The sequence below is a fragment of the Bradyrhizobium iriomotense genome (assembly GCF_018130765.1).
Lineage (GTDB): Bacteria > Pseudomonadota > Alphaproteobacteria > Rhizobiales > Xanthobacteraceae > Bradyrhizobium > Bradyrhizobium iriomotense_A.
In genome coordinates this window covers 40,846-63,445 of sequence record NZ_JAFCJZ010000029.1, presented here as the reverse complement: position 1 = coordinate 63,445, position 22,600 = coordinate 40,846, and the positions used below count along the sequence as shown (strand labels likewise).

General features: G+C 65.6%; 21 protein-coding genes. 14 read left to right on the top strand and 7 right to left on the bottom strand.

Annotation, left to right across the window (positions count from 1 at the left end; all coding sequences use genetic code 11):
• The first annotated feature begins 14 nt into the window (after window positions 1–14).
• Complete coding sequence (locus JQ635_RS34680; protein WP_211404464.1) at window positions 15–869, top strand: TIGR01459 family HAD-type hydrolase; 855 nt, start codon at window positions 15–17, stop codon at window positions 867–869.
• A gap of 181 nt (window positions 870–1,050) precedes the next feature.
• On the opposite strand, the gene JQ635_RS34675 is transcribed toward JQ635_RS34680, so the two are convergent.
• Window positions 1,051–1,446, bottom strand: coding sequence for a response regulator (locus JQ635_RS34675; RefSeq protein ID WP_007596883.1), 396 nt, complete (start codon window positions 1,444–1,446; stop codon window positions 1,051–1,053).
• A 231-nt stretch (window positions 1,447–1,677) separates the two neighbouring features.
• Between JQ635_RS34675 and JQ635_RS34670 the strand changes: the two genes are divergently transcribed.
• The 7 genes from JQ635_RS34670 to arfB all read left to right on the top strand — a co-directional run bounded on the left by JQ635_RS34670 (window position 1,678) and on the right by arfB (window position 10,706).
• Window positions 1,678–2,649: a bifunctional riboflavin kinase/FAD synthetase gene (locus JQ635_RS34670; protein ID WP_211414258.1), complete on the top strand. Its 972-nt coding sequence runs from the start codon at window positions 1,678–1,680 to the stop codon at window positions 2,647–2,649.
• Window positions 2,650–2,853: 204 nt separating this feature from the next.
• On the top strand, window positions 2,854–5,862 hold the full coding sequence (gene ileS, locus JQ635_RS34665) for an isoleucine--tRNA ligase (protein ID WP_211414257.1): 3,009 nt from the start codon (window positions 2,854–2,856) through the stop codon (window positions 5,860–5,862).
• A gap of 10 nt (window positions 5,863–5,872) precedes the next feature.
• Complete coding sequence (lspA, locus tag JQ635_RS34660; protein ID WP_211414256.1) at window positions 5,873–6,367, top strand: signal peptidase II; 495 nt, start codon at window positions 5,873–5,875, stop codon at window positions 6,365–6,367.
• 96 nt (window positions 6,368–6,463) lie between these two features.
• Window positions 6,464–7,192, top strand: a complete 729-nt coding sequence (locus JQ635_RS34655) for a hypothetical protein (RefSeq protein ID WP_211414314.1) — start codon at window positions 6,464–6,466, stop codon at window positions 7,190–7,192.
• Window positions 7,193–7,394: 202 nt separating this feature from the next.
• On the top strand, window positions 7,395–8,789 hold the full coding sequence (locus JQ635_RS34650) for a M16 family metallopeptidase (RefSeq protein WP_433996589.1): 1,395 nt from the start codon (window positions 7,395–7,397) through the stop codon (window positions 8,787–8,789).
• The gene (locus JQ635_RS34645; protein ID WP_211414254.1) at window positions 8,786–10,156 is read left to right on the top strand and encodes a M16 family metallopeptidase; all 1,371 of its coding nucleotides are present in this window, start codon (window positions 8,786–8,788) and stop codon (window positions 10,154–10,156) included. The genes JQ635_RS34650 and JQ635_RS34645 overlap by 4 nt, the downstream gene beginning before the upstream one ends.
• Window positions 10,157–10,289: 133 nt before the next feature.
• On the top strand, window positions 10,290–10,706 hold the full coding sequence (gene arfB / locus JQ635_RS34640; RefSeq protein ID WP_211414253.1) for an alternative ribosome rescue aminoacyl-tRNA hydrolase ArfB: 417 nt from the start codon (window positions 10,290–10,292) through the stop codon (window positions 10,704–10,706).
• Window positions 10,707–10,766: 60 nt separating this feature from the next.
• Here arfB and JQ635_RS34635 read toward each other — a convergent pair whose 3' ends face one another.
• Complete coding sequence (locus JQ635_RS34635; protein WP_211414252.1) at window positions 10,767–11,075, bottom strand: hypothetical protein; 309 nt, start codon at window positions 11,073–11,075, stop codon at window positions 10,767–10,769.
• Window positions 11,076–11,378: 303 nt separating this feature from the next.
• Here JQ635_RS34635 and JQ635_RS34630 point away from each other — a divergent pair, with 303 nt between their 5' ends.
• From JQ635_RS34630 to JQ635_RS34615, 4 genes are read left to right on the top strand one after another with little or no spacing between them, the layout of a single operon-like run.
• Complete coding sequence (locus JQ635_RS34630; RefSeq protein WP_211414251.1) at window positions 11,379–11,765, top strand: c-type cytochrome; 387 nt, start codon at window positions 11,379–11,381, stop codon at window positions 11,763–11,765.
• Window positions 11,766–12,161, top strand: a complete 396-nt coding sequence (locus JQ635_RS34625; protein WP_211414250.1) for a VOC family protein — start codon at window positions 11,766–11,768, stop codon at window positions 12,159–12,161. It begins immediately after the preceding gene.
• A 43-nt stretch (window positions 12,162–12,204) separates the two neighbouring features.
• On the top strand, window positions 12,205–12,753 hold the full coding sequence (locus JQ635_RS34620) for a gluconate 2-dehydrogenase subunit 3 family protein (protein ID WP_211414249.1): 549 nt from the start codon (window positions 12,205–12,207) through the stop codon (window positions 12,751–12,753).
• A 27-nt stretch (window positions 12,754–12,780) separates the two neighbouring features.
• Window positions 12,781–14,349, top strand: coding sequence for a GMC family oxidoreductase (locus tag JQ635_RS34615; protein ID WP_211414248.1), 1,569 nt, complete (start codon window positions 12,781–12,783; stop codon window positions 14,347–14,349).
• A 158-nt stretch (window positions 14,350–14,507) separates the two neighbouring features.
• On the opposite strand, the gene JQ635_RS34610 is transcribed toward JQ635_RS34615, so the two are convergent.
• A complete protein-coding gene (locus JQ635_RS34610; RefSeq protein WP_211414247.1) occupies window positions 14,508–14,825 on the bottom strand; it encodes a ribbon-helix-helix domain-containing protein in 318 nt (105 codons plus the stop codon).
• Between the two features lie 238 nt (window positions 14,826–15,063).
• Between JQ635_RS34610 and mutL the strand changes: the two genes are divergently transcribed.
• A complete protein-coding gene (gene mutL, locus JQ635_RS34605) occupies window positions 15,064–16,878 on the top strand; it encodes a DNA mismatch repair endonuclease MutL (protein ID WP_211414246.1) in 1,815 nt (604 codons plus the stop codon).
• Between the two features lie 106 nt (window positions 16,879–16,984).
• Here the strand turns inward: mutL and rsmD are convergent, their stop codons facing one another.
• Both rsmD and JQ635_RS34595 read right to left on the bottom strand, forming a co-directional pair.
• Window positions 16,985–17,539: a 16S rRNA (guanine(966)-N(2))-methyltransferase RsmD gene (gene rsmD, locus JQ635_RS34600; RefSeq protein ID WP_211414245.1), complete on the bottom strand. Its 555-nt coding sequence runs from the start codon at window positions 17,537–17,539 to the stop codon at window positions 16,985–16,987.
• Between the two features lies 1 nt (window position 17,540).
• Window positions 17,541–19,556, bottom strand: a complete 2,016-nt coding sequence (locus tag JQ635_RS34595; RefSeq protein ID WP_211414244.1) for a pseudouridine synthase — start codon at window positions 19,554–19,556, stop codon at window positions 17,541–17,543.
• A 118-nt stretch (window positions 19,557–19,674) separates the two neighbouring features.
• On the opposite strand from JQ635_RS34595, the gene JQ635_RS34590 reads away from it, so the two are divergent.
• The gene (locus JQ635_RS34590) at window positions 19,675–20,133 is read left to right on the top strand and encodes a nucleoside deaminase (RefSeq protein WP_211414313.1); all 459 of its coding nucleotides are present in this window, start codon (window positions 19,675–19,677) and stop codon (window positions 20,131–20,133) included.
• Here the strand turns inward: JQ635_RS34590 and JQ635_RS34585 are convergent.
• Window positions 20,130–21,035, bottom strand: coding sequence for an alpha/beta fold hydrolase (locus tag JQ635_RS34585; protein WP_211414243.1), 906 nt, complete (start codon window positions 21,033–21,035; stop codon window positions 20,130–20,132). The two genes, JQ635_RS34590 and JQ635_RS34585, sit on opposite strands and share 4 nt — an antisense overlap.
• Before the next feature lie 191 nt (window positions 21,036–21,226).
• Complete coding sequence (purD, locus tag JQ635_RS34580) at window positions 21,227–22,510, bottom strand: phosphoribosylamine--glycine ligase (RefSeq protein WP_211414242.1); 1,284 nt, start codon at window positions 22,508–22,510, stop codon at window positions 21,227–21,229.
• Window positions 22,511–22,600 lie beyond the last annotated feature (90 nt).

Here is a 22,600-nt window from a genome sequence, read left to right as displayed (position 1 = left end):
CGGCCGCACGCATCATGACCACGCTGCATTTCGCCGAAAGCCTGCGCGAGCTCGTGGGCGGCGTCGACGTCGTGCTCAGCGACATCTGGGGTGTCGTTCACAACGGCCTCGAATCCTTCCCCGAAGCCTGCGAGGCGCTGCACACCTATCGCAGCCGTGGCGGTACGGTGATCCTGATCACCAACGCGCCGCGCCCGGCCGACTCCGTGCAGCGGCAACTGCGCAAGCTCGGTGTCGCCGACGAGACCTATGACGCGATCGTGTCATCGGGCGACCTGACCCGGCTCTATGTCGCCGAGCATCCCGGTCGCAAGATGTTCTGGCTCGGCCCCGAGCGTGACAACTCGATCTACCGCGGCCTCGATGCGACGACCGCACCGCTGGAAGAAGCCGACTACATCGTCTGCACCGGTCTCTATGACGACGAGACCGAGACCGCCGAAGACTATCGCGGCATGATGCTGAAGGCGCGCGAGCGCAAGCTGACGCTGGTCTGCGCCAACCCCGACATCGTGGTGGAGCGCGGCGACCGACTGATCTATTGCGCCGGCGCGATCGCCGAGCTGTACCGCGAGCTCGGCGGCGAGGTGATCTTCTACGGCAAGCCACACCGGCCGATCTACGAGCGCGCCATGCGGCTTGCCGGCGAGCGCCAGGGCCACCAGATCGATCGGAAAAAGGTGTTGGCGATCGGCGATTCCGTCCGCACCGATCTTACCGGCGCGCGCGAGTTCGGCATCGACTGCCTTTTCGTCACCCGCGGCATCCATGCCGAGGAGTTCGAAGGCCTCGACCAGCTCGACCCGGCCTCGGTGATGGAATTGTTCGGCCACCCGCCGAAGGCCTTGATGCGCGAATTGAAGTGGTGATGGCCTAACTTCTGTCATTCCGGGGCGCGCGAAGCGCGAACCCGGAATCTCGAGATTCTCAGGTGCGCAATCGCGCACCATAGTTCGGCGCTGGCGCACCGCCCCGGAATGACAATCCCAACACAGAAAGCCCGGGACAAAGCCCGGGCTCTCCGAATTCACTGAATAGTTTCGATCGCGCTTACGCGCTCGCCATGTCCGGGAAGACCGCTTCGATCTTGGTCTTCAGCGTCGCCGCGTTGAACGGCTTGACGATATAATTGTTCACGCCGGCCTTCTTGGCCGCGATCACGTTCTCGGTCTTCGATTCCGCCGTGATCATGATGAAGGGCGTGGTGGCGAGGTTCGGATCCGCGCGCACTTCGCGCAGCAGGTCGTAACCCGTCATCGGCTCCATGTTCCAGTCGGAGATCACGAGCCCGTACTTCTTGCCGCGCATCTTGTTCAGCGCCGCCGAACCGTCGCTGGCATCATCGATATTCTCAAAGCCAAGCTGCTTCAGCAGATTCCTGATGATTCGGATCATGGTGCTGTAGTCATCAACCACCAGAACCGACATCGACAAATCAACCGCCATCTCGACTCCCCCAACGCATACCCAGGAATATTACGATCGGACCTGCCAGGCGGGAGGCCCGTGCAGTTCCACGTTCCAAGGACTAGCACCAAGGCGTTAAACAGCGCGTTAACTGGGGCCGCCCCCGAAGAATTGAAATCGTGTTCAATCAGGCCCTCTTTCCCCGCTTGACTTCATCGGGCGGCTCAAGCCACGGTCCCGGCCGGTCCCGCCGGTTCGAGAATTCCCCTGATGGCCCCGCAATTTACCGTTATTCGCGACAGCACGCCGGATTCCGCTATTCCCCGGGGCGCCGTGGTCGCCATGGGCAATTTCGACGGGGTTCATCTCGGCCACCGGGCCGTCATCGCCGCCGCCCTGGAAATGGGCCGGACGCATGGCCGCCCTGCGCTGGCATTGACCTTCGAGCCGCATCCGCGGCGGTTTTTCAGCCCCAACACCCCGCAATTCCGCCTGACGGACGAGCGGGCCAAGCTGCGGCTACTGGCCGGCACCGGGCTCGCCGGCGCCGTGGTCATGACGTTCGACAAGGCAAGGGCCGGCACCAGCGCGCAAGACTTCATTCACCATGACCTGATCCGGCGCCTTGGCGTCAGCGGCATCGCAGTCGGCTACGACTTCCATTTCGGCAAGGGGCGGGTCGGCTCGCCAGGCCTGCTTGTGAACGAGGCACCCCGCCTCGGCATCGAGGTCGACGTACAGCCGCATGTCGATATCGACGAGCGGCCGGTGTCCTCCAGCGCCATCCGGATCGCGCTCGCCGAGGGCCAGCTCGACGAGGCCACCACCATGCTGGGCGCGCCCTGGTTCGTCACCGGCGAGGTGATCCATGGCGAGAAGCGCGGCCGCGACCTCGGTTATCCCACCGCCAACATCCGCCTGGACGCCAATTGCGGCCTCAAGCACGGCATCTACGCGGTCCGGGTCGGCCGCGGGCCTGAGCGCCTGGACGGGGTGGCCAGCTTCGGCCGCCGTCCGACCTTTGATAATGGCGCTCCCCTGCTCGAAATCTTCCTGTTCGACTTCAAGGGCGACCTCTATGGGCAGACGCTGGACTGCGCCTTTGTCGGCTTCATCCGCGAGGAGCTGAAATTCGACAGTCTGGAGGCCCTGATCCGCCAGATGGACGACGATTCCGCCCGCGCCCGCACGATCCTGGCCGCCGCCCCGGATGCGTTTCCGCGGCTCGGCGCGGTCGATTGAGGCCGAAAACCGCCTCTGCCGGACCTTTGCGCTTCCTCCGCCCGGCTGCTATGGAGAGCCCATGTTTGCGCGGCGCATCATAGGGATTAGCGGCCCGGCTTCCGCCTGAGCTTTTGGCTCGGCGCAAGACCGGGATTTTGTCGTTTCACCCCCGCGATTCCATGTCGCCATCCGTTCCCGCGCCCTTCCGAGCCAGTCATCCTCATGTCCGAAAAGCCGCAGAAGTCCCAAAAGTCTGAAGTCAACGACTATTCCAAAACCCTGTTCCTGCCGCAGACCGAATTCCCGATGCGCGCCGGCCTGCCGCAGCGCGAGCCGGAGATCCTGAAATACTGGAACGACATCGGCCTCTACGACAAGCTGCGCAAGGAAGCCGAAGGCCGCGCCAAATTCGTGCTGCATGACGGCCCGCCCTACGCCAACGGCAACATCCATATCGGGCATGCGCTGAACAAGATCCTCAAGGACGTCGTGACCAAGAGCCAGCAGATGCTCGGTTTCGACTCCAACTATGTGCCGGGCTGGGACTGCCACGGCCTGCCGATCGAATGGAAGATCGAGGAGGAGAACTACCGCAAGAAGGGCAAGCAGAAGCCCGATTTCCGCGACTCCACCGCGATGGTGGCCTTCCGAAAGGAGTGCCGCGCCTATGCGACGCACTGGATCAACGTGCAGCGCGAGGAATTCAAGCGGCTCGGCATCATCGGCGACTGGGATCATCCCTACCAGACGATGACCTATCCGGCCGAAGCGCAGATCGCGCGCGAGCTGATGAAGTTCGCCGCCAACGGCACGCTCTATCGCGGCTCCAAGCCGGTGATGTGGAGCGTGGTCGAGAAGACCGCGCTGGCCGAGGCCGAGGTCGAGTACGAGGACTACACAAGCGACATGGTCTGGGTGAAATTCCCGGTCACCTCGCCCGCGCATGGCGTGCTGGCTTCCGCCAGCGTCGTGATCTGGACCACCACGCCCTGGACGCTGCCGGGCAACCGCGCCATCTCGTTCTCGCCGAAGATCGCCTACGGCCTCTACAAGGTGACGGATGCGCCCGCGGACAACTGGGCCAGGAACGGCGATCTCCTGATCCTGGCCGAGGCGCTGGCGGCAGACGTGTTCAAGCAGGCGCGCGTCACGGCTTACGAGAAGGTGCGCGACATTCCCGGCGACACGCTGGATGCCGTCGAATGCGCCCACCCCTTGCGTGGCCTCGGCGGCGGTTACGAGTTCATCGTGCCGCTGCTCGCCGGCGAACATGTCACCGACGATACCGGCACCGGCTTCGTGCACACCGCGCCGAGCCATGGCCGCGAGGACTTCGACGTCTGGATGGCCAACACCCGCGAGCTCGATGCGCGCGGCATCTCGACCGCGATCCCCTACACCGTCGACGAGAACGGCGCCTATACCGCACAGGCCCCCGGCTTCACCGGCAAGCGCGTGCTCAACGACAAGGGCGAGAAGGGCGATGCCAACGAGGCCGTGATCAAGGCGCTGATCGAGGGCGGCAAGCTGCTCGCGCGCGGCCGGCTCAAGCACCAATACCCGCATTCGTGGCGCTCGAAGAAACCGGTGATCTTCCGCAACACGCCGCAATGGTTCATCGCGATGGACAAGGACATCAGCGAGGACGGCCATGCGAAGAAGGGCGACACGCTGCGCGCCCGCGCGCTGCATGCGATCTCGGTCACGCAATGGGTGCCGCCGTCGGGCGAGAACCGCATCAACGGCATGATCGCCAATCGCCCGGATTGGGTGATCTCGCGCCAGCGCGCCTGGGGCGTGCCGATCGCCGTGTTCGTGCGCGAAAAGGCAGACGGCTCGGCCGAGATCCTGCAGGACGAGATCGTCAACCAGCGCATCACCGAAGCCTTCATGGAGGAAGGCGCGGACGCCTGGTACATGGACGGCGCCCGCGAGCGCTTCCTTGGCTCGCGCGCGAGTGAGGACTGGAAGAAGGTCGACGACATCTGCGACGTCTGGTTCGATTCCGGCTCCACGCACGCCTTCGTGCTCGAGGATCGCCAGAACTTCCCGCAGCTCGGCAACATCGTCCGCAAGGTCGACGGCGGCAACGACACCGTGATGTATCTGGAAGGCAGCGACCAGCATCGCGGCTGGTTTCATTCCTCGCTGCTGGAAAGCGCCGGCACGCGCGGCCGCGCGCCCTACGACATCGTGCTCACCCACGGCTTCACGCTCGACGAGAACGGCCGCAAGATGTCGAAGTCGATCGGCAACACCGTCGAGCCGCAGAAGGTGATCAAGGATTCGGGCGCGGACATCCTGCGCCTCTGGGTCTGCGCCACCGACTATGCCGACGACCAGCGCATCGGCCCGGAGATCCTGAAGAACACGATCGAGACCTATCGCAAGCTGCGCAACACGGTCCGCTGGATGCTCGGAACGCTGCATCACTTCAAGGCGAGCGAGAAGGTCGCTCATGCCGAGATGCCCGAGCTCGAACGGCTGATGCTGCACGAGCTTGCAAAGCGGGCCGCCGTCATTCGTTCGGCTTACACCGTGTTCGACTACAAGACCGTCGTCGCCACGCTCTCCGCTTTCCTGAACAGCGAGCTGTCGGCCTTCTACTTCGACATCCGCAAGGACACCCTGTATTGCGATCCGCCGTCCTCGCCAGCGCGCAGGGCGGCGCTGACGACGATCGATCTGTTGTGCGAGTCCGTCCTGAAGTGGCTCGCTCCGATTCTGAGCTTCACCGCCGAGGAGGCCTGGCGGATGTACAGGCCGCAGGCCGAACCGTCAGTCCATCTCACGGTGTTCCCCGGTGCAATGGACGCATTCCTCGACGACAAGCTCGCCGCGAAATGGGAGATGATCCGCGACGTCCGCCGCGTCGTCACCGGCGCGCTCGAGCTCGAACGCGCCGCCAAGAACATCGGCTCCTCGCTCGAGGCTTCGCCGGTGATCTATGTCGCCGACCGGAACGTGCTGATGACGCTGTTCGACACCGACCTCGCCGAAATCTGCATCACCTCGAATTACGAGGTGCGTGAGGGCGAGGCGCCGGCTTCGGCGTTCCGTCTCGATGCCGTGCCCGGCGTTGCCGTCGTGGTCGAGAAGGCCGTCGGCACCAAATGCGCCCGCTCCTGGAAAATCTCGCCGACGGTCGGCGAAGACCCCGAATATCCCGACGTCACCCCGCGCGACGCGAAGGCGCTGCGCGAGTGGAAGGCGCTGGGCGTGAGCGTCTGATCGGCCAGCCATGACCCCGCTCCGCGCCGGCATCCTCGCGGCCGTGGTCACGGTCATCCTCGACCAGGCCTCAAAACTCTGGCTGTTGAACGGATTCGACCTCGCCCGTCGCGGCGTGGTGAAGGTCACGCCGTTCTTCGACCTCGTGCTGGCCTGGAACATCGGCATCAGCTTCGGCTGGCTCCAGAACGACGGCCAGGCGGCGCAGATCGCGCTGATGGCGGTCAAGGCCGTTGCGGTGGTCGCGCTGGCGATCTGGATGGCCCGCTCGCACACCCTGCTCGCCACGATCGCGCTCGGTCTGATCATCGGGGGCGCTATCGGTAACGGCATCGACCGCCTGGCCTATGGCGCGGTGGTCGATTTCGCCCTGTTTCACATCGATATCGGCGGAAATACCTATAATTGGTACGTGTTTAACCTCGCGGACGTGGCCATCGTTGCTGGGGTGGCGGGGCTATTGTATGATTCCTTCCTGGGGGTACCCGCCGCAAAAGCGCCCTGATCCCGGCCGATACGACCGGCAGGTGGAACCTTGCTTTTGCGAGGGTTTAAGCCGCGTGCGAGCGGCAAACTGCCACAATTTGGAACAGGTACAGTGATGCGCAGCTCGAAGACCAGCGGTTCGATGGTTCGAGATCCCCGGTCGGGGTTCTGGCAGGCATTGAAATTGTCCGCCGTCGCGCTCGGCATCGGTCTCGTCATGGCGGCAGGCGCGGCCCGCGCCGGCGACGACGGCGACGATGACGACGACATGACCTTCGAAGAGAAGCTCATCGATAACCTGATGTCCGGCATCGGCGCCAAGAGCATGGAGAAGAAGGGTATCGAGTACCGCGAGCGCTCCCCGCTGGTGGTGCCGCCCAAGCTCGACCTGCCGCCGCCCGCCGGGACCGAAGCCAAGAACGCGCCGAACTGGCCGAAGGACCCCGACGAGAAGCGCCGCAAGGAAGCGATCGCCCAGCGGAAAAAGGCCGTCAAGGCGACGGAGAGCTGGCAGGCGGCCCGGCCGCTGACGCCCGCCGAGATGAAGGCCGGCCAGGTCGCCGCCCCGGAACGCACGAGCAATGACCCGATCCAGCCGGGCACCAACGGCAACCCCTCGCTCAGCCCCGCCCAGCTCGGTTTCTCCGGTGGTCTGTGGAACATGATGAAGGGCGGCAACGGCTCCGAAGAAAAGAAGTTCGAGTCGGAGCCGCCGCGTCAGTCGCTGGTCGAGCCGCCGCCGGGCTACCAGACGCCGTCGCCGAACTACGCCTATGGCGCCGGGCCGGACAAGTCGCGGCGGACCTATTTCGACATCATGTCGGGCAAGGACAAGGAACAATAGCGTTCCTCGTCCGTCGTGACATCCCGATAGACGCCAACCTGGCACCGGCGGCTGCTGCACGCCGGACGCGGTCTATAAATTGCTTATCAGTAACTTGCCTAAGCGTTGAGTTCTCTGCTTCGTGACGCGAAGCCTCAGCCGCACGGTATACCATGCCGTGCCTTCCGAGCCGGACATCCGGGCTCGGCCTGTCATAAGGATCATGATGTCCGCTAACCGATCGGCTGCCTGCCTCCTTGCCGCGCTGCTTTTGACCAGTGTCCTGTCGGCCGGCGCCGCCGTTGCCCAGACCACGGTGACATCGGCACCACCCGCCAGCTTCACGCTTCCCAACGGCCTCCAGGTCGTCGTGATCCCCGATCACCGCACGCCCGTGGTCACGGAGATGATCTGGTACAAGGTCGGCTCGGCCGACGAGACGCCGGGCAAATCCGGGCTCGCGCATTTCCTCGAGCATCTGATGTTCAAGGGGACCTCGAAGCATCCGGTCGGCGAATTTTCCCAGACCGTGCTTCGCGTCGGCGGCAACGAGAACGCCTCGACCTCGGTCGACTACACCAACTACTACCAGCGCGTGCCGAAAGAGCAGCTGCCGACCATGATGGAGTTCGAGGCCGATCGCATGACCGGCCTGATCCTCAAGGACGAGAACGTGCTGCCCGAACGGGACGTCGTGCTCGAAGAGTACAATATGCGCGTCGCCAACAATCCCGAGGCGCGGCTCAGCGAGCAGATCATGGCCGCGCTCTATCTCAACCATCCCTATGGCCGGCCGGTGATCGGATGGCACCAGGAGATCGAGAAGCTCGATCGCGAGGATGCGCTGGCCTTCTACCGCCGCTTCTACGCGCCGAACAACGCGATCCTGGTGATCGCCGGCGACGTCGAGGCCGCCGACATCCGCCCGCTGGTCGAGCGTAATTTCGGCTCCATCCCGGCGCAGCCCGCGATCCCGGCGCGCCGCGTCCGCCCGCAGGAGCCGGAGCCGGCCGCCCCGCGCACCGTCACGCTGGCTGACCCGCGCGTCGAGCAGCCGAGCCTGCGCCGCTACTATCTGGCGCCCTCCGCAACCACGGCCGCAGCCGGCGAGAGCGCTGCCCTCGACGTGCTGGCGCAGCTGATGGGCAGCGGCAGCAACTCCTATCTCTACCGCGCGCTCGTCGTCGACAAGCCGCTCGCGGTCTCCGCCAGCGCCAGCTATTCGAGCATCTCGCTCGACCCGACCCAGTTCGCGATCTCGGCCGCGCCGAAGCCCGGCGTCAGCTTCAGCGAGGTCGAGCAGGTGATCGACGGCGTCATCGCCGACATCGCGCAGAACCCGATCCGCGCCGAGGATCTGGAGCGCGTCAAGACCCAGCTCATCGCCGAGGCGATCTACGCCCAGGACAATCAGGCCGTACTGGCGCGTTGGTATGGCGGCGCGCTGACCACGGGCCTGTCGATCGAGGACATCAGGAGCTGGCCCGACCGCATTCGCGCCGTCACCGCCGACCAGGTGCGCGCCGTCGCGCAGAAATGGCTCGAGAAGAAGCGCTCCGTGACGGGCTACCTGATCAAGGACACTGCAGCCGCCAAGCGCGAGGAGAAGCGTTCGTGACCTATCCTTTCCTCCGCGCGCGTCACTTCGCGCTGTCTTTCGTCACCGGCGCGGCGCTCGCGCTCGCCACGATCTCGCCGTCGCAGGCGGCCGCAAAGATCCAGCGGCTGGTCTCGCCCGGCGGCATCGAGGCCTGGTTCGTGCAGGACGCCACGGTGCCGCTGATCGCCATGGAATATTCCTTTGCCGGCGGCTCGTCCCAGGATCCCAAGGACAAGTCGGGCGTCGCCAATCTGGTCGGCGACCTGCTCGATGAAGGCTCCGGCGATCTCGACTCCAAGACCTTCCACGAGCGGCTCGACCGCCGCGCCATCGAGCTCTCCTTCAGCGCCAGCCGCGACACCTTCCGCGGCAGCCTGCGCATGCTGCGCGACAACAAGGACGAAGCCTTCGATCTGCTGCGCATGGCGTTGACCTCGCCGCATTTCGACACCGCCGACGTCGAGCGCATCCGCTCGCAGGTGATCTCGGGCCTGCGCCGCGAGACCACCAATCCGTCATCGCTCGCGAGCCGCAAGTTCCTTGAGGTCGCCTTCGGCGATCATCCTTACGGCCGGCAGAGCAACGGCACGCTGGACAGCGTGCCGACCATCACGGTCGCCGACCTCAAGGACTATGTCGGCCGCGTGCTCGCCAAGGACGGGCTGAAAGTCGCTGTCGTCGGCGACGTCGATCCGGCGACCCTCGGCAAGCTGCTCGACCACACTTTTGGGAGCCTGCCCGCAAAGGCCAATCTCACGCCGGTCGCCGACGTCGAGGCAGCCAAGCCGCCGCAGCGCGCCTTCGTGCCGCTCGACGTGCCGCAGACCGTGATCACCTTCGGCGGCCCCGGCGTGAAGCGCAGCGACCCCAACTTCATGGCGGCCTATGTCGTCAATCACATCCTCGGTGGCGGCGGACTGTCCTCGCGGCTCTACCGCGAAGTTCGCGAGAAGCGTGGCCTGGCCTATTCCGTGTTCGAATCCCTGCTCTGGATGGAGCATTCGGCGGTCTTCATCGGCAATACCGGCACCCGCGCCGACCGCGCCGGCGACACCATCGATGCCATCGAGAAGGAGGTGCGCCGGATCGCCGACGAGGGCCCGACGCAGAAGGAGCTCGACGAGGCCAAATCCTACCTCAAGGGTTCGCAGATGCTGGCGCTCGACACCTCCTCCAAGCTGGCGCAGGCGCTGCTGCAGTACCAGCAGGACAAGCTGCCGATCGACTATATCGAAAGGCGCAATGCCATCGTCGATGCGGTGACGCTGGATGATGCCAAGGCGGCCGCCAAGCGGCTCTGGGGCCAGGGCCTGCTGACGGTCGTCGTCGGCCGCGCCCCGCAGGCCGCCGCGCAACCCGCGGCCACGGCGCCCAAGTCGAATTAGCGTTCGAACTGATCTCTGCTCTATAGGCTTCGTGAAATGGCCGGGCTCGCCCCGGCCATTTGCGTTTCGCTGGGAGCGCCATTGCTGAAGGCTGATGTCCGCGGTATGTCCGGGCATCACGAATGGTGCCATCATGCTGCGGATATCCCGCGATCTCGTCATCGACGAGGACGACATCGAGATCGGCTTTGTCCGCGCCTCCGGCCCGGGCGGGCAGAACGTCAACAAGGTCGCGACCTCGGCCCAGCTGCGCTTCGACACGCGCAAACTGACCTTGCCCGAGGATGCGGCGCTACGCCTCGCCCGCATCGCCGGCCAGCGCATGACCAAGGACGGCGTCATCGTGATCCACGCCCAGCGCTTCCGTACCCAGGAGCGCAACCGGCAGGACGCCATCGACCGCCTCCTGGAAATCCTCAAAGAGGCCATGGTGCGGCCGACGCCCCGCCGCGCGACGCGGCCGACCTACGCCTCCAAGCAGCGCCGGCTCGAAGGCAAGAAGCGCCGCAGCGATGTCAAGGCCGGACGCGGCGGCCGCTTCGACGACTAACAGGCGCGGCAAAAAACTCCGGCCGCAAGGCGACCGGAGTTTTGTCGTTTCACCCGCTGACTAGTAACGCTTGGACGGGGCTGCGCCGCCAGTCGCGGCATCGTCGGCCGTTCCCTTGTGCGCGGCGCTACCGGTGGTGCCGACCGCGCCCTTCGTTCCTTTGCTCGACTTCATACCGGTTTTCTCGCCCGCAGTCCCCTGCTGCGCACCGAGATCCTCATCTTCGCTGCCTGACGCGCTACCCTGCATGGGCTTGCTTTGCACGGTGGCGCCAGGCCTGGCGCCGGACGACGTCCCTTGCGCGAGAACGGGCGTCGCAACGAGGGCCGCGAGAGCGCATGCGACTGCAGAGGTCTTCACCAACTTCATCCATTATCTCCTGGATTTTTTCGCGATGAACGGTTCGGCTGCCTTCTGCGCCGTTCGCCTGCACCGGACCGGTTCATCGCGTAGAGAGTTCGAACGGCGCGGTGCTGATGCAATCCGCGTCGTGTGGTGATCGTTTAGGGTTTTCGCGGCGCTTTCGCGGAATTGTGCTCCGCATATAAGGCAGCGCGGAACACCACACGCCACAAGCATCGACGCGCGCAGCGAAACAGCCCGCTACTACCACCGCATGTTTGGCCGCGCCTAGTGTTTGCGCACGTTGATGGAGATGGCGGATTCTTGGCAATGCGCGTGATCGTGCTGGGATTGTGCACCGCGATGGTGCTGGTGGCGCGGGTTGCCGATGCGCAGATGCCGTTGCCGGCCGCAAAGCCGCCGGATGGCGCCACATTGTTCAAGCAGCAATGCGCGGTCTGTCATACCTTGAGCCTGTCGGAGCCGATGCGGCAAGGCCCGCCCCTGGTCAAGGTCGTGGGCCGACCCGCCGGCAAGGTCGAGGGCTTCCATTATTCGGATAGCCTCGCCAAGGCCGATTTCAGCTGGGACGAGACCCGGCTCGATGCCTGGCTGGCCAATCCGCAAGCCGTCATTCCCGGCGTGATCATGGTGTACCGGCAAGCCAAACCGGAGACGCGCGCCGCCATCATCGCTTTTCTCAAGGAGCAGAACTGAATGGCAAAGCCAGTCCATTCCATGATCCGCGTGCTCGACGAGGCGCGCTCACTCGATTTCTACAGGCGCGCTTTCGGCCTGGAGGTCGCCGACCATCTGAAGTTTTCCGACTTTGCCCTAATCTATCTGCGTCATCCCTCCTCACCTTTCGAGGTGGAGCTGACGGTGAATTTCGATCGCAAGGAGCCGTACCAGCTCGGCGACGGCTACGGCCACCTCGCCGTGGTGGTCGAGGATCTCGATGCCGAACATGCGCGCTTCGAGCGCGAGAAGCTCGCGCCGGGACCCCTGCGCGACTTCAAGCATGACGGCCGAACGCTGGCGCGCTTCTTCTTCGTCAGCGATCCCGACGGCTACAAGATCGAGGTGATCCAGCGGGGCGGACGCTTCGGCTGATCACATCACAAGAACCAAATCACAAAAATTACGGAGGAATGCCATGAGAGAAGTCGATCGTCGAAGCAAGCATAGCCGCCGCGTCTTTCTCAGGGGCGCGGCGACCGCCGTTCCGGTCGTCGCTGTCGCGACCAGCGTTGCCGTCAGCATCGAAGATGCCTGGGCCGAGGATGCGAGCACACTGTCGCCCGCGACGATGAAGACGCTGCTGAAGGTCGCGCGCGACATCTATCCGCACGATATGCTCGGCGACAGCTACTACATCACCGCGATCAAGCCGTGGGACGGCAAGGCGGCGAAGGATCCCGCCGTCAAATCGCTGATCAGTGACGGCATCAGCCGGCTCGATCAGAACGCGCGCGATCGCCACAAGGTCGCTTATGCCGAAGTGCCCTGGGAAGCCGACCGCGTGGTGCTGCTGAAGGAGATCGAGGGAAGCGACTTCTTCCAGAAGGTGCGCGGCGACCTCGTCGTCTCGCTCTACAACCAGAAAGAGATCTGGCCGCGCTTCGGCTACGAGGGCTCCTCCGCCGAGCATGGCGGCTACATCAACCGCGGCTTCGCCGACATCGACTGGCTGCCGAAGGCCTAACGCACCCAACGGTTCAGGAGAACGCATATGGCAAAATTCGATCTGAACGACTCCAGCGTTGTGGTGATCGTCGGCTCCGGCGCCGGCGGCGGCACGCTGGGCAATGAGCTCGCGCAAAAGGGCGTCAAGGTGGTGATCCTCGAAGCAGGCCCGCGCATCGAGAACCAGGACTTCGTCAACGACGAGTGGGAGAGTTTTTCTCAGCTCGCCTGGACCGACGCGCGCACCACGTCGGGGACGTGGCGCGTCGCCAAGGATTTTTCGGGCCTGCCCGCCTGGATCGTCAAGGCGGTCGGCGGCTCCACGACACATTGGGCCGGTGCGTCGCTGCGTTTCGACGAACACGAGTTCAGGGTGAAGAGCGCCTATGGCAACATTCCCGGCGCCAACCTCCTGGACTGGCCGGTGACGCTTGCAGAGATGGAGCCGTGGTACGCCAAGGCCGAGAACAAGATGGGCGTGACTCGCACCAACGGCATTCCCGGACTTCCCGGCAACAATAACTTCAAGGTTCTGGAGGCCGGCGCGAAGAAGCTCGGCTACAAGACCGTGCACACCGGCAACATGGCGATCAACAGCCAGCCGCGCGACGGCCGCGGCGCCTGCCAGCAGATCGGCTTCTGCTTCCAGGGCTGCAAGTCGGGCGCGAAATGGTCGACGCTCTACACCGAGATCCCCAAGGGCGAGGCGACTGGCAATCTCGAAGTGCGGCCGAGCAGTATGGCGGTCAAGATCGAGCATGATGCCAGCGGCAAGGTGACCGGCGTCGTCTACGCCGACGAGTCCGGCGCCATGCAGCGCCAGAAGGCCCGCATCGTCGCGGTCGCCGGCAATTCGATCGAGAGTCCGCGGCTGCTGCTCAACAGCGCCTCAACCTTGTTCCCCGACGGCCTCGCCAATTCATCGGGACAGGTCGGCCGCAACTACATGCGGCACATGACCGGCAGCGTCTATGCCGTGTTCGAGAAGTCGGTGCACATGTATCGCGGCACCACCATGGCCGGCATCATCCGTGACGAATCCGTCAACAACCCGAAGCGCGGCTTCGTCGGCGGCTACGAGATGGAGACGCTGTCGATCGGCCTGCCCTTCATGGCGGCGTTCCTCAATCCGGGCGCCTGGGGCCGTTCGTTCACGTCAGCGCTCGACGGTTATCCCAGGATGGCCGGCATGTGGCTGGTCGGCGAGGACATGCCGCAGGAGACCAACCGCATCACGCTCGATCCCGTCGTCAAGGACAAGTTCGGCCAGCCGGTCGCGAGCGTGCATTTCGACGATCATCCCAACGACGTCGCGATGCGCGCGCACGCCTATAAGCAGGGCGCCGCCGTCTACGACGCCGTCGGCGCCACCGTGACCTATCCGACGCCGCCTTATCCGAGCACGCACAATCTCGGCACCAACAGGATGAGCGAGAAGCCGCGCGACGGCGTGGTCAACAAGTTCGGGCAGAGCCATGACGTCAAGAACCTGTTCGTCTCGGACGGCAGCCAGTTCACCAGCGGCGCGGCCTGCAACCCGACACTGACCATCGTCGCGCTGGCGATCCGGCAGGCGGATTACATTGCGGGAGCGATGCAGAAGAAGGAGATTTGAACTCCCGCTTCAGTCGTCGTCCTGGCGAAAGCCAGGACCCATTACCCCAGGGAGGAGTTTGGCGAAGACCCGTCGTCCGGTACTCATACCGCGGATCACTGATGGACCTCGCGGTATGGGTCCTGGCTTTCGCCAGGACGACATCGAGGGTGGAGGTGCTACTCGGCCGCGTCGAGGATGGGCGCCACCGTGGCCTTGAACTCCTGCACCGGCGCCATGCTCCTTGAGCGGTAGATCAAACACGAGCAGCGCAAGAGCGAAGCGAAATTGTTGACCTCGCCGTGATGGTCGAGCACCTCGTTGTAGAGGGTGGTCAGGAACTTGCCGAGGCTCATGCTCTCCTTGGCCGCGATCTCCTCCAGCGTGTCCCAGAACGCCATCTCCAGCCGGATCGAGGTGCAATGCCCGCCGATCCGTAAAGACCGGGTCTGGGATTCGTAGTCGCGTTGGGGCTGGTGCGCGAAGAGATGGCACATGGCGTCCTCCCGTCCTGTTGCCGTTTTTTCACGATGCTACACCGTGACCCGGCACCCCACAATCAGGACGGTCACCGGAAGTCGCGCCATCGGGGGGTGCGATTTTCTCGAACGGCCAATGTCTTCAATGTGATAGACACCGCTCTTCCCCAGCCCCCGACGTTCCTGTTGCCCAACACATGCTTTTGACGCAACACGGCCTAGAATAGCGCCGTCAGCGAATCCAAATCAGAGCCGCATGCCCGTCCGCCAGCTTCCAGAACAGGTCGTCAACCGCATCGCCGCCGGCGAGGTGGTCGAGCGGCCCGCGAGCGTGGTCAAGGAGCTGGTCGAGAACGCCATCGATGCCGGCGCGAGCCGGATCGACGTCTTCACCGATGGCGGCGGACGGCGGCGGATCGGCATCACCGACGACGGCAGTGGCATGACCGCGAAGGACCTGTCGCTCGCGGTTGAGCGCCACGCCACCTCCAAGCTCGACGACGAGGATCTGCTCCAGATCCGCACCCTCGGGTTCCGCGGCGAGGCGCTGCCCTCGATCGGCTCGGTGGCGCGGCTGTCGATCACGACGCGCCATGCCAGCGAGCCTCATGCCTGGGCGCTCAGCGTCGAGGGCGGCGAGAAGTCCGAGATCATGCCGGCGGCGCTGGCGCATGGCACCCGCGTCGAGGTCAATGACCTCTTCTACGCGACCCCGGCGCGGCTGAAGTTCCTGAAGACCGACCGCACCGAGGCGGAAGCCATCCGCGAGGTGGTGCGGCGCCTCGCCATGGCGCGGCCCGACGTCGCCTTCACGCTCGCGGGCGAGGAGCGCGCGCCAGTGACCTGGGCTGCCGCCCTGCCCGGCGCCGCCGGCCGCCTGACGCGGCTCGGCGATATCCTCGGCGCTGAATTCCGCAGCCACGCCATCGAAGTCCATGCCGAGCGCGAGGGTGTCGTCGTCGCCGGCTATGCCGCGGCTCCCGCGCTGACCAAGGCCAATGCGCTCGGCCAATATCTCTTCGTCAACGGCCGCCCGGTGCGCGACAAGCTGATCCTGGGGGCCGTGCGCGCGGCCTATTCCGACTATCTGCCGCGCGACCGCCATCCGGTGCTGGCGCTGTTCGTCACGCTCGACCCGCGCGAGGTCGACGCCAACGTGCATCCGGCCAAGACCGAGGTGCGCTTCCGCAACGCCGGTCTCGTCCGCGCGCTGATCGTGCACGGATTGAAGGACGCACTGGCGCGCGAGGGCCGCCGAACCGCCGCCAACAGCGGCGAGAGCGCCCTGTCCTCGTTCCGCCCCGCCTTCACGCCGCCCCGCCCGGCGAGCTGGGACTGGCGCGCCTCGCCATCCGCCCCCGTGGCGCCAATGCCGGCATTCGAAGGCTCCGCCGCACCTGCTTTCACCGAGCGCGCGCAAGCTGCCTTCGATGTTGGCGCGCCCAGCGCGGACGTGCGGATGGAGACGCAGCCGGTGGCCGATCTCGTCGATCGCCCGCTCGGCGCGGCGCGCACGCAGATCCACGAGACCTACATCGTCTCGCAGACCCGCGACGGCCTCATCATCGTCGACCAGCACGCCGCACATGAGCGCATCGTGTATGAACGGCTGAAGGCCTCGCTCGCCGCAAACGGCGTGCAGCGGCAGATTCTCCTGATCCCCGAGATCGTCGAGATGGATGAAGCCACGGTGGAGCGACTGCTCGAGCGCGGCGAGGAGCTGGCGTCGTTCGGCCTTGCCATCGAATCCTTCGGCCCCGGCGCGGTCGCGGTGCGCGAGACGCCGTCGCTGCTCGGCAAGGCCAATGCGGGCGGGCTCTTGCGCGATCTCTCCGAGCACATGGCCGAGTGGGACGAGGCGCTTCCTCTCGAACGCCGCCTGATGCACGTCGCCGCCACCATGGCCTGCCACGGCTCGGTGCGCGCCGGCCGCCGACTGCGGCCCGAGGAGATGAACGCCCTGCTCCGCGAGATGGAGGACACCCCGAACTCCGGCCAGTGCAATCACGGCCGGCCGACCTATGTCGAGCTGAAGCTGAGCGATGTGGAGAAGCTGTTCGGACGGCGGTGACGGTGCCGTAGGGTGGGCAAAGCGAAGCGTGCCCACCACCTATCGCAATCATGGAAAGTTCGTGGGCACGGCGCGTTGCGCCTTTGCCCACCCTACGGCAGCAATGCTACGGCCTCTTCAAGAACACGAACTCCGTGTCGTCATACGCGCGCCGCTCAAGTTCCTCGAACCCTTCCGGCGTCACGAACTGCGCGGCCTTCGCCTCTTCCACCACCAGCAGCGCTCCCGGCGTCAGCCAGCCGCCGTCGCGCAAGGAGGCAAGCGCCTTCTCCGCAAATCCCTTGCCATAGGGCGGATCGAGGAACACCAGCGAGAACGGCTCGACGGGATGCGCGGGGCCCAGATCAGTCGCATCGCGGCGATAGACTTTTGTGACGCCGCCGAGGCCGAGCGACTCGACATTGTTACGGAGCAGAGCCCGCGCCTCGGCGCCATTGTCCACGAACAGCGTGAACTTCGCCCCGCGCGATGAGGCTTCGATGCCGAGCGCGCCGGTGCCGGCGAAGAGATCGAGCACGCGCGCATCCGCGATCGGATCGTCATAGGCGTGCACGAGGATGTTGAACACGGACTCGCGCAAGCGGTCCGCCGTGGGGCGGATGTCGCGCGAGGACGGTGAGGCGAGATTGCGCCCCTTCAACCTGCCGCCGACGACGCGCAAGCTAGTCCTCCCGCGGCGTCAGGTCGCGCTTGCCGTGATAGCCGCGCTTGGGACGGCGCGGCGGGCCGTAGCCGTTCGCCTCCATCTCGTTGCGCTCGCGCGCCTCCTCGCTGCCGGTGCGCTGCACCAGCACGCGGCGGCCCTTGCGGTCGTTGATGACAGCGCGCTTCATCGGTTTCTTCGGCGCATCGTCACCGCGTCCGGCGGATTTCGACGGCACGTCGAACTCGGCGCCCGATTTCTCGATCACCTTGTCGCCGAGCTGCTCGCGCAGCACGCGCGACTTGATCTCGTCGACCTGGCCTTCAGGAATCTCGCCGAGCTGGAACGGGCCGTAGGAGACGCGGATCAGCCGGTTCACCTCAAGGCCGAGATGGGCACAGACGTTGCGCACCTCGCGGTTCTTGCCTTCGCGGATCGCGAACACCAGCCAGACATTGGCGCCCTGGTCGCGCTCCAGCGTCGCCTCGATCGGACCGTATTTGACGCCCTCGACCTCGATGCCCTTCTTGAGCTCGTCGAGCTGCGCCTGCGTGACGTCGCCATGGGCGCGGACGCGGTAGCGGCGCAGCCAGCCGGTGTCAGGCAATTCGAGCGTGCGCGCGAGGCCGCCGTCATTGGTGAGCAGCAGCAGGCCCTCGGTGTTGAAGTCGAGCCGTCCGACGCTAATCAGGCGCGGCAGGCCTTCGGGCAGGTTGTCGAACACGGTCGGACGCCCCTCGGGGTCGTCATGCGTCGTCATCAGCCCGCGCGGCTTGTGATAGAGGAACAACCGCGTGCGCTCGCGCGGCGGCAACGGCTTGCCGTCGACCAGGACGACGTCGTTCGGCGTGATGTCGAGCGCCGGCGAGTTGATGACGCGGCCGTTGACGGTGACGCGACCCTGGGTGACCATTTCTTCGGCGTCGCGGCGCGAGGCGAGCCCCGCACGTGCCAGCGCCTTGGCGATGCGCTCGCCGGCCTTCTTCGGCTTCGGCGCGTCGTCGCGGCGCGGCCGCCCCTCGAAATCGCGATCGCGATCACGATAGGCGCCGCGGCCACCGAAGGCGGGACGCTTCTCAAAGATCCTGCTGTCGTCCTCATTGTCGCGGCGCGGACGATCGCCGAAGCGGCCTTCGCTGCGCGGATGCTCGTGCCAGTCGGAGCGGCCTTCGGAGCGCTCGCGCGGACGATCGAATTTCGGCCGGTCGCGGAACGGACGATCACCCGACGCGCGATCATCACGCGAGCGCGAGAAGCGCGGACGGTCGTCACCGCGGCCGCTGTCGCGACGGTCGTCGCGCTTCTGCCAGGGCTTGTCCTCGCCGCGGTCACGACCGCCAAAATCCTTGCGCGGCCCACGATCCCCTCCGCCACGCGAAAACTTCCGGTCCTCGAATTTGCGTTCGGGACGCTCGCCGCGAGGCGCGCGATCACCGCGATCGAAATTCGGGCGGTCTCCACGCGGCTTGAAGCTGCGCTCGCCACGATCCTCGCGCGGCCCGCGATCTCGGTCGCCACCGCGCGAAAACTTCCGCTCGCCATCGAACTTGCGTTCCGGGCGGTCGCCGCGCGGCGCGTAGGGCCGCTTGTCGCCAAACTTCTTGTCGCTGGAGCGGCCGGCCGGCCGAGAGTCGTCACGATCCCTGCGCGGCGGACGATCATCGCGCCCATAGGACGGACGATCACCGCGCGGCTTGAACGGCCGCTTCTCGCCATCACGCGCGCCGCGATCGGAGAACGGACGGTCGCCGCGCGGCTTGAAGCTGCGCTCACCGCGCTCCTCGCCATCGCGCTTGAAGCGGGGACGATCGCTGAAATCGCGGCGCGGGGCATCGCCCTCCTCACGGCGGCGGAAGGGGCGGCTGTCGCGGTCGCCACGTGGCGGACGGCTGTCGCGGTCTCCCTTGCCCTCGAAGCCGCGCTTGGCGAACTTCTTCTCGGGGCCGCGCGCCTTGCCGGAGCGGCCCTTCGACGGTCCCTTGGGGGGGCCTCGCCGGCCGCGGGAATCGTTGTCTTTGTCGCTGTCGCGAGGCATGAATAATCTCACTTGGGGGTGGCCAGAAAGCAGTGCGCGCGCTCGTTCCGAGCCGCATGCTCAGGCAAAATCGGTATCCACTCTTGCTGAAGGCGCAGCTACTAGCAGGTTTCCGGCGATGATACGAGGCTTGAAAGCCCCCTCTTTCATGGATTTGGCGCTTCTGGCGGCCGAAAATGCCGGAAAAGCGGGCGAAGTTCCAATCGGATGCGTGGTGGTCCGCAATTCCGAGGTCATCGCCACCGCGGCGAACCGGACGCTGACCGACCATGACCCCACCGCCCATGCCGAGATTGTCGCGCTGCGCGAGGCGGCAAAGAAAATCGGCAGCGAGCGCCTGGTGGACTGCGACCTCTACGTGACGCTGGAGCCCTGCACCATGTGTGCGGGCGCGATCTCTTTTGCAAGGGTCCGCCGGCTCTATTACGGCGCGGCCGATCCCAAGGGCGGCGCGGTCGAGTCAGGCGTGCGGTTCTTTGCCTCGCCGACCTGCCACCACGCGCCGGATGTCTATTCCGGCGTCGGCGAGAGCGAGGCGGCGCGGCTGCTCAAGGAGTTCTTCCGGGAGCGGCGTTAACCCGCGAGGAAAAACTCGCGCAGCGCCTTCGCGGTCACATCGGGGTTTTCCTCGGTGAGGAAGTGGCCGGAATCCACCGGCATGCCATCCACGTTGGTCGCCCATTGCTTCCACGTGTCGAGCGGGGTCGCTGCGGCCTGGGCCACGCCGGCGTTGCCCCACAGCGCCAGCATCGGCACCGTGATCTTCTTGCCGGCCTCGAAATCGGCCTTGTCGAGATCGTAGTCGAAATAGGCGCAGGCGCGATAATCCTCGCACATCGCATGCACCCGGGCCGGATCGCGGAACGGGGCGATGTAGTGCTCGAGCGCGCGCTTGTCGATCGCGTCCAGCGTCTTCGACTTGGTCTGGCTCGCCATCTTGAAGCGCAGGAAGAACTCGCCATTGCCAGAGATCAGCGTCTCCGGCAGCGGCGCGGGCTGGGCCAGGAAAGTCCAGTGATAGATCTTCAGCGCATAGGCGCGGTTCATCCGCTCCCAGTAATTATAGGTCGGCAGGATATCGAGCACGGCGAGTTTTGACAGCCGACCTGGATGGTCGAGCGCCAACCGATACGACACGCGGCCGCCGCGGTCGTGGCCGGCGAGTGCGAAGTGCACGTGGCCGAGGCTTTCCATCGCCTCGACCATGGCCTTGGCCATCGCGCGCTTGCTGTAGGGCATGTGCAGCGCATCGCTCTCGGGCATGTCGGACCAGCCATAGCCCGGCAGGTCGGCGATGATCAGCGAGAACTTGTCGGCAAGCTGTGGCGCCACGCGGTGCCACATCACATGCGTCTCGGAGAAGCCGTGCAAGAGCAGCAGCGGCGGCCCCTCGCCGCCGACGCGGGCGAAGATGCGGCCGAAGGAGGTGTTGATCCACTCGGAGGCGAAGCCGGGATAGAGGTCGGCGAGATCGGACATCTTTCTGCATCCTTATCTGGTCAGTTCTGGAGCCTGCTCCCAACAAAAAAATGTCGAAAACAACCCCATGCACAGTAGCACGCGTCCTCGGCGAAGGACGCTAAGCCCAACAGCCGACTACGCATTTTTGGAATGTCGATGTGGCGGCGCGATGGCGCAAGGTTTTTGCGCGCGCAGCGGAAAAACCGCTGTCAGCCCTTGGCCCTCTCCGCTTCCACCGCCTGCCAGCCGATGTCGCGGCGGCAGAAGCCGTCCGGCCAGTTGATGCGGTCGACGGCCTGGTAGGCGCGCGCCTGCGCCTCGGTCACGGTCTTGCCCAGCGCGCAGACATTGAGCACGCGGCCGCCATTGGCGAGGATCGCGCCGTCCTTCTCAACCGTACCGGCATGGAAGATCTCGACGGTCTCGACCCTGGCCGCGTCATCGAGCCCCTCGATGCGCGTGCCCTTCTGGTAATCGCCGGGATAGCCCTTCGCCGCCATCACCACAGTGATCGCGGATTCCGGGTGCCAGCGCAGATCGAAATGCTTCAACTCCCCGTCGCAGGCGGCGATGAACGCCGGCACGATGTCCGACATCATGCGCAGCATCAGCACCTGGCACTCGGGATCGCCGAAGCGGACGTTGAACTCGAACAGTTTTGGCCCCTGCGTCGTCAGCATGATCCCGGCGTAGAGAATGCCGCGGAACGGCGTGCCGCGCTGCTTCATGCCGGCGACCGTCGGCAAAATGATCTTGGCCATGATCGCGTCGTGGATCGCGGGCGTCACCAGCGGCGTCGGCGAATAGGCGCCCATGCCGCCGGTGTTCGGGCCGACGTCGTGGTCGAACACGCGCTTGTGGTCCTGCGCGGACGCCAGCGGGATGGCGGTCTCGCCGTCGCACAGCGCGAAGAAGCTGATCTCCCGGCCGGGCAGAAATTCCTCGATCACCACTTCAGCGCCGGCCTCGCCAAAGGCGCCCTCGAACATCATGGCGATGGCGTCCTCCGCCTCGCGCACGGTCTTGGCGACGACGACACCCTTGCCGGCGGCAAGGCCGTCGGCCTTGACGACGATCGGCGCGCCCTGGCTCTGGACGTAGGCGCGCGCGTCATTGGCGTTGGTGAAGCGCTTGTAGGCGCCGGTCGGAATGCCGAACTCGGTGCACAGCGCCTTGGTGAAGCCCTTGGAGCTTTCGAGCTGGGCCGGGATCCTGCTCGGCCCGAACGCCTTGATGCCGGCAGCAGTGAGGTCGTCGACGATGCCTGCCGCGAGCGGCGTCTCCGGGCCGACCACCACGAGCTCGACTGCGTTCTTCTTGCAGAAGTCGATCACGGCGGCATGGTCGGCGACATCGAGCGCCACGCATTCGGCCTCGCGGGCGATGCCGGCATTGCCGGGCGCGCACCAGAATTTGGTCACCAGAGGGGAGGCTGCGATCTTCCACGCCAGGGCATGTTCGCGGCCGCCGGAACCGAGCAGGAGAATGTGCATCGAGGGCTCAGAAATAAGGGGTTTGCTGGGGCGGAGGTCGCACGAATCGGGGTGGGGCTCAAGGGGGGCTGGCCCCAAACTCCCCGTCAT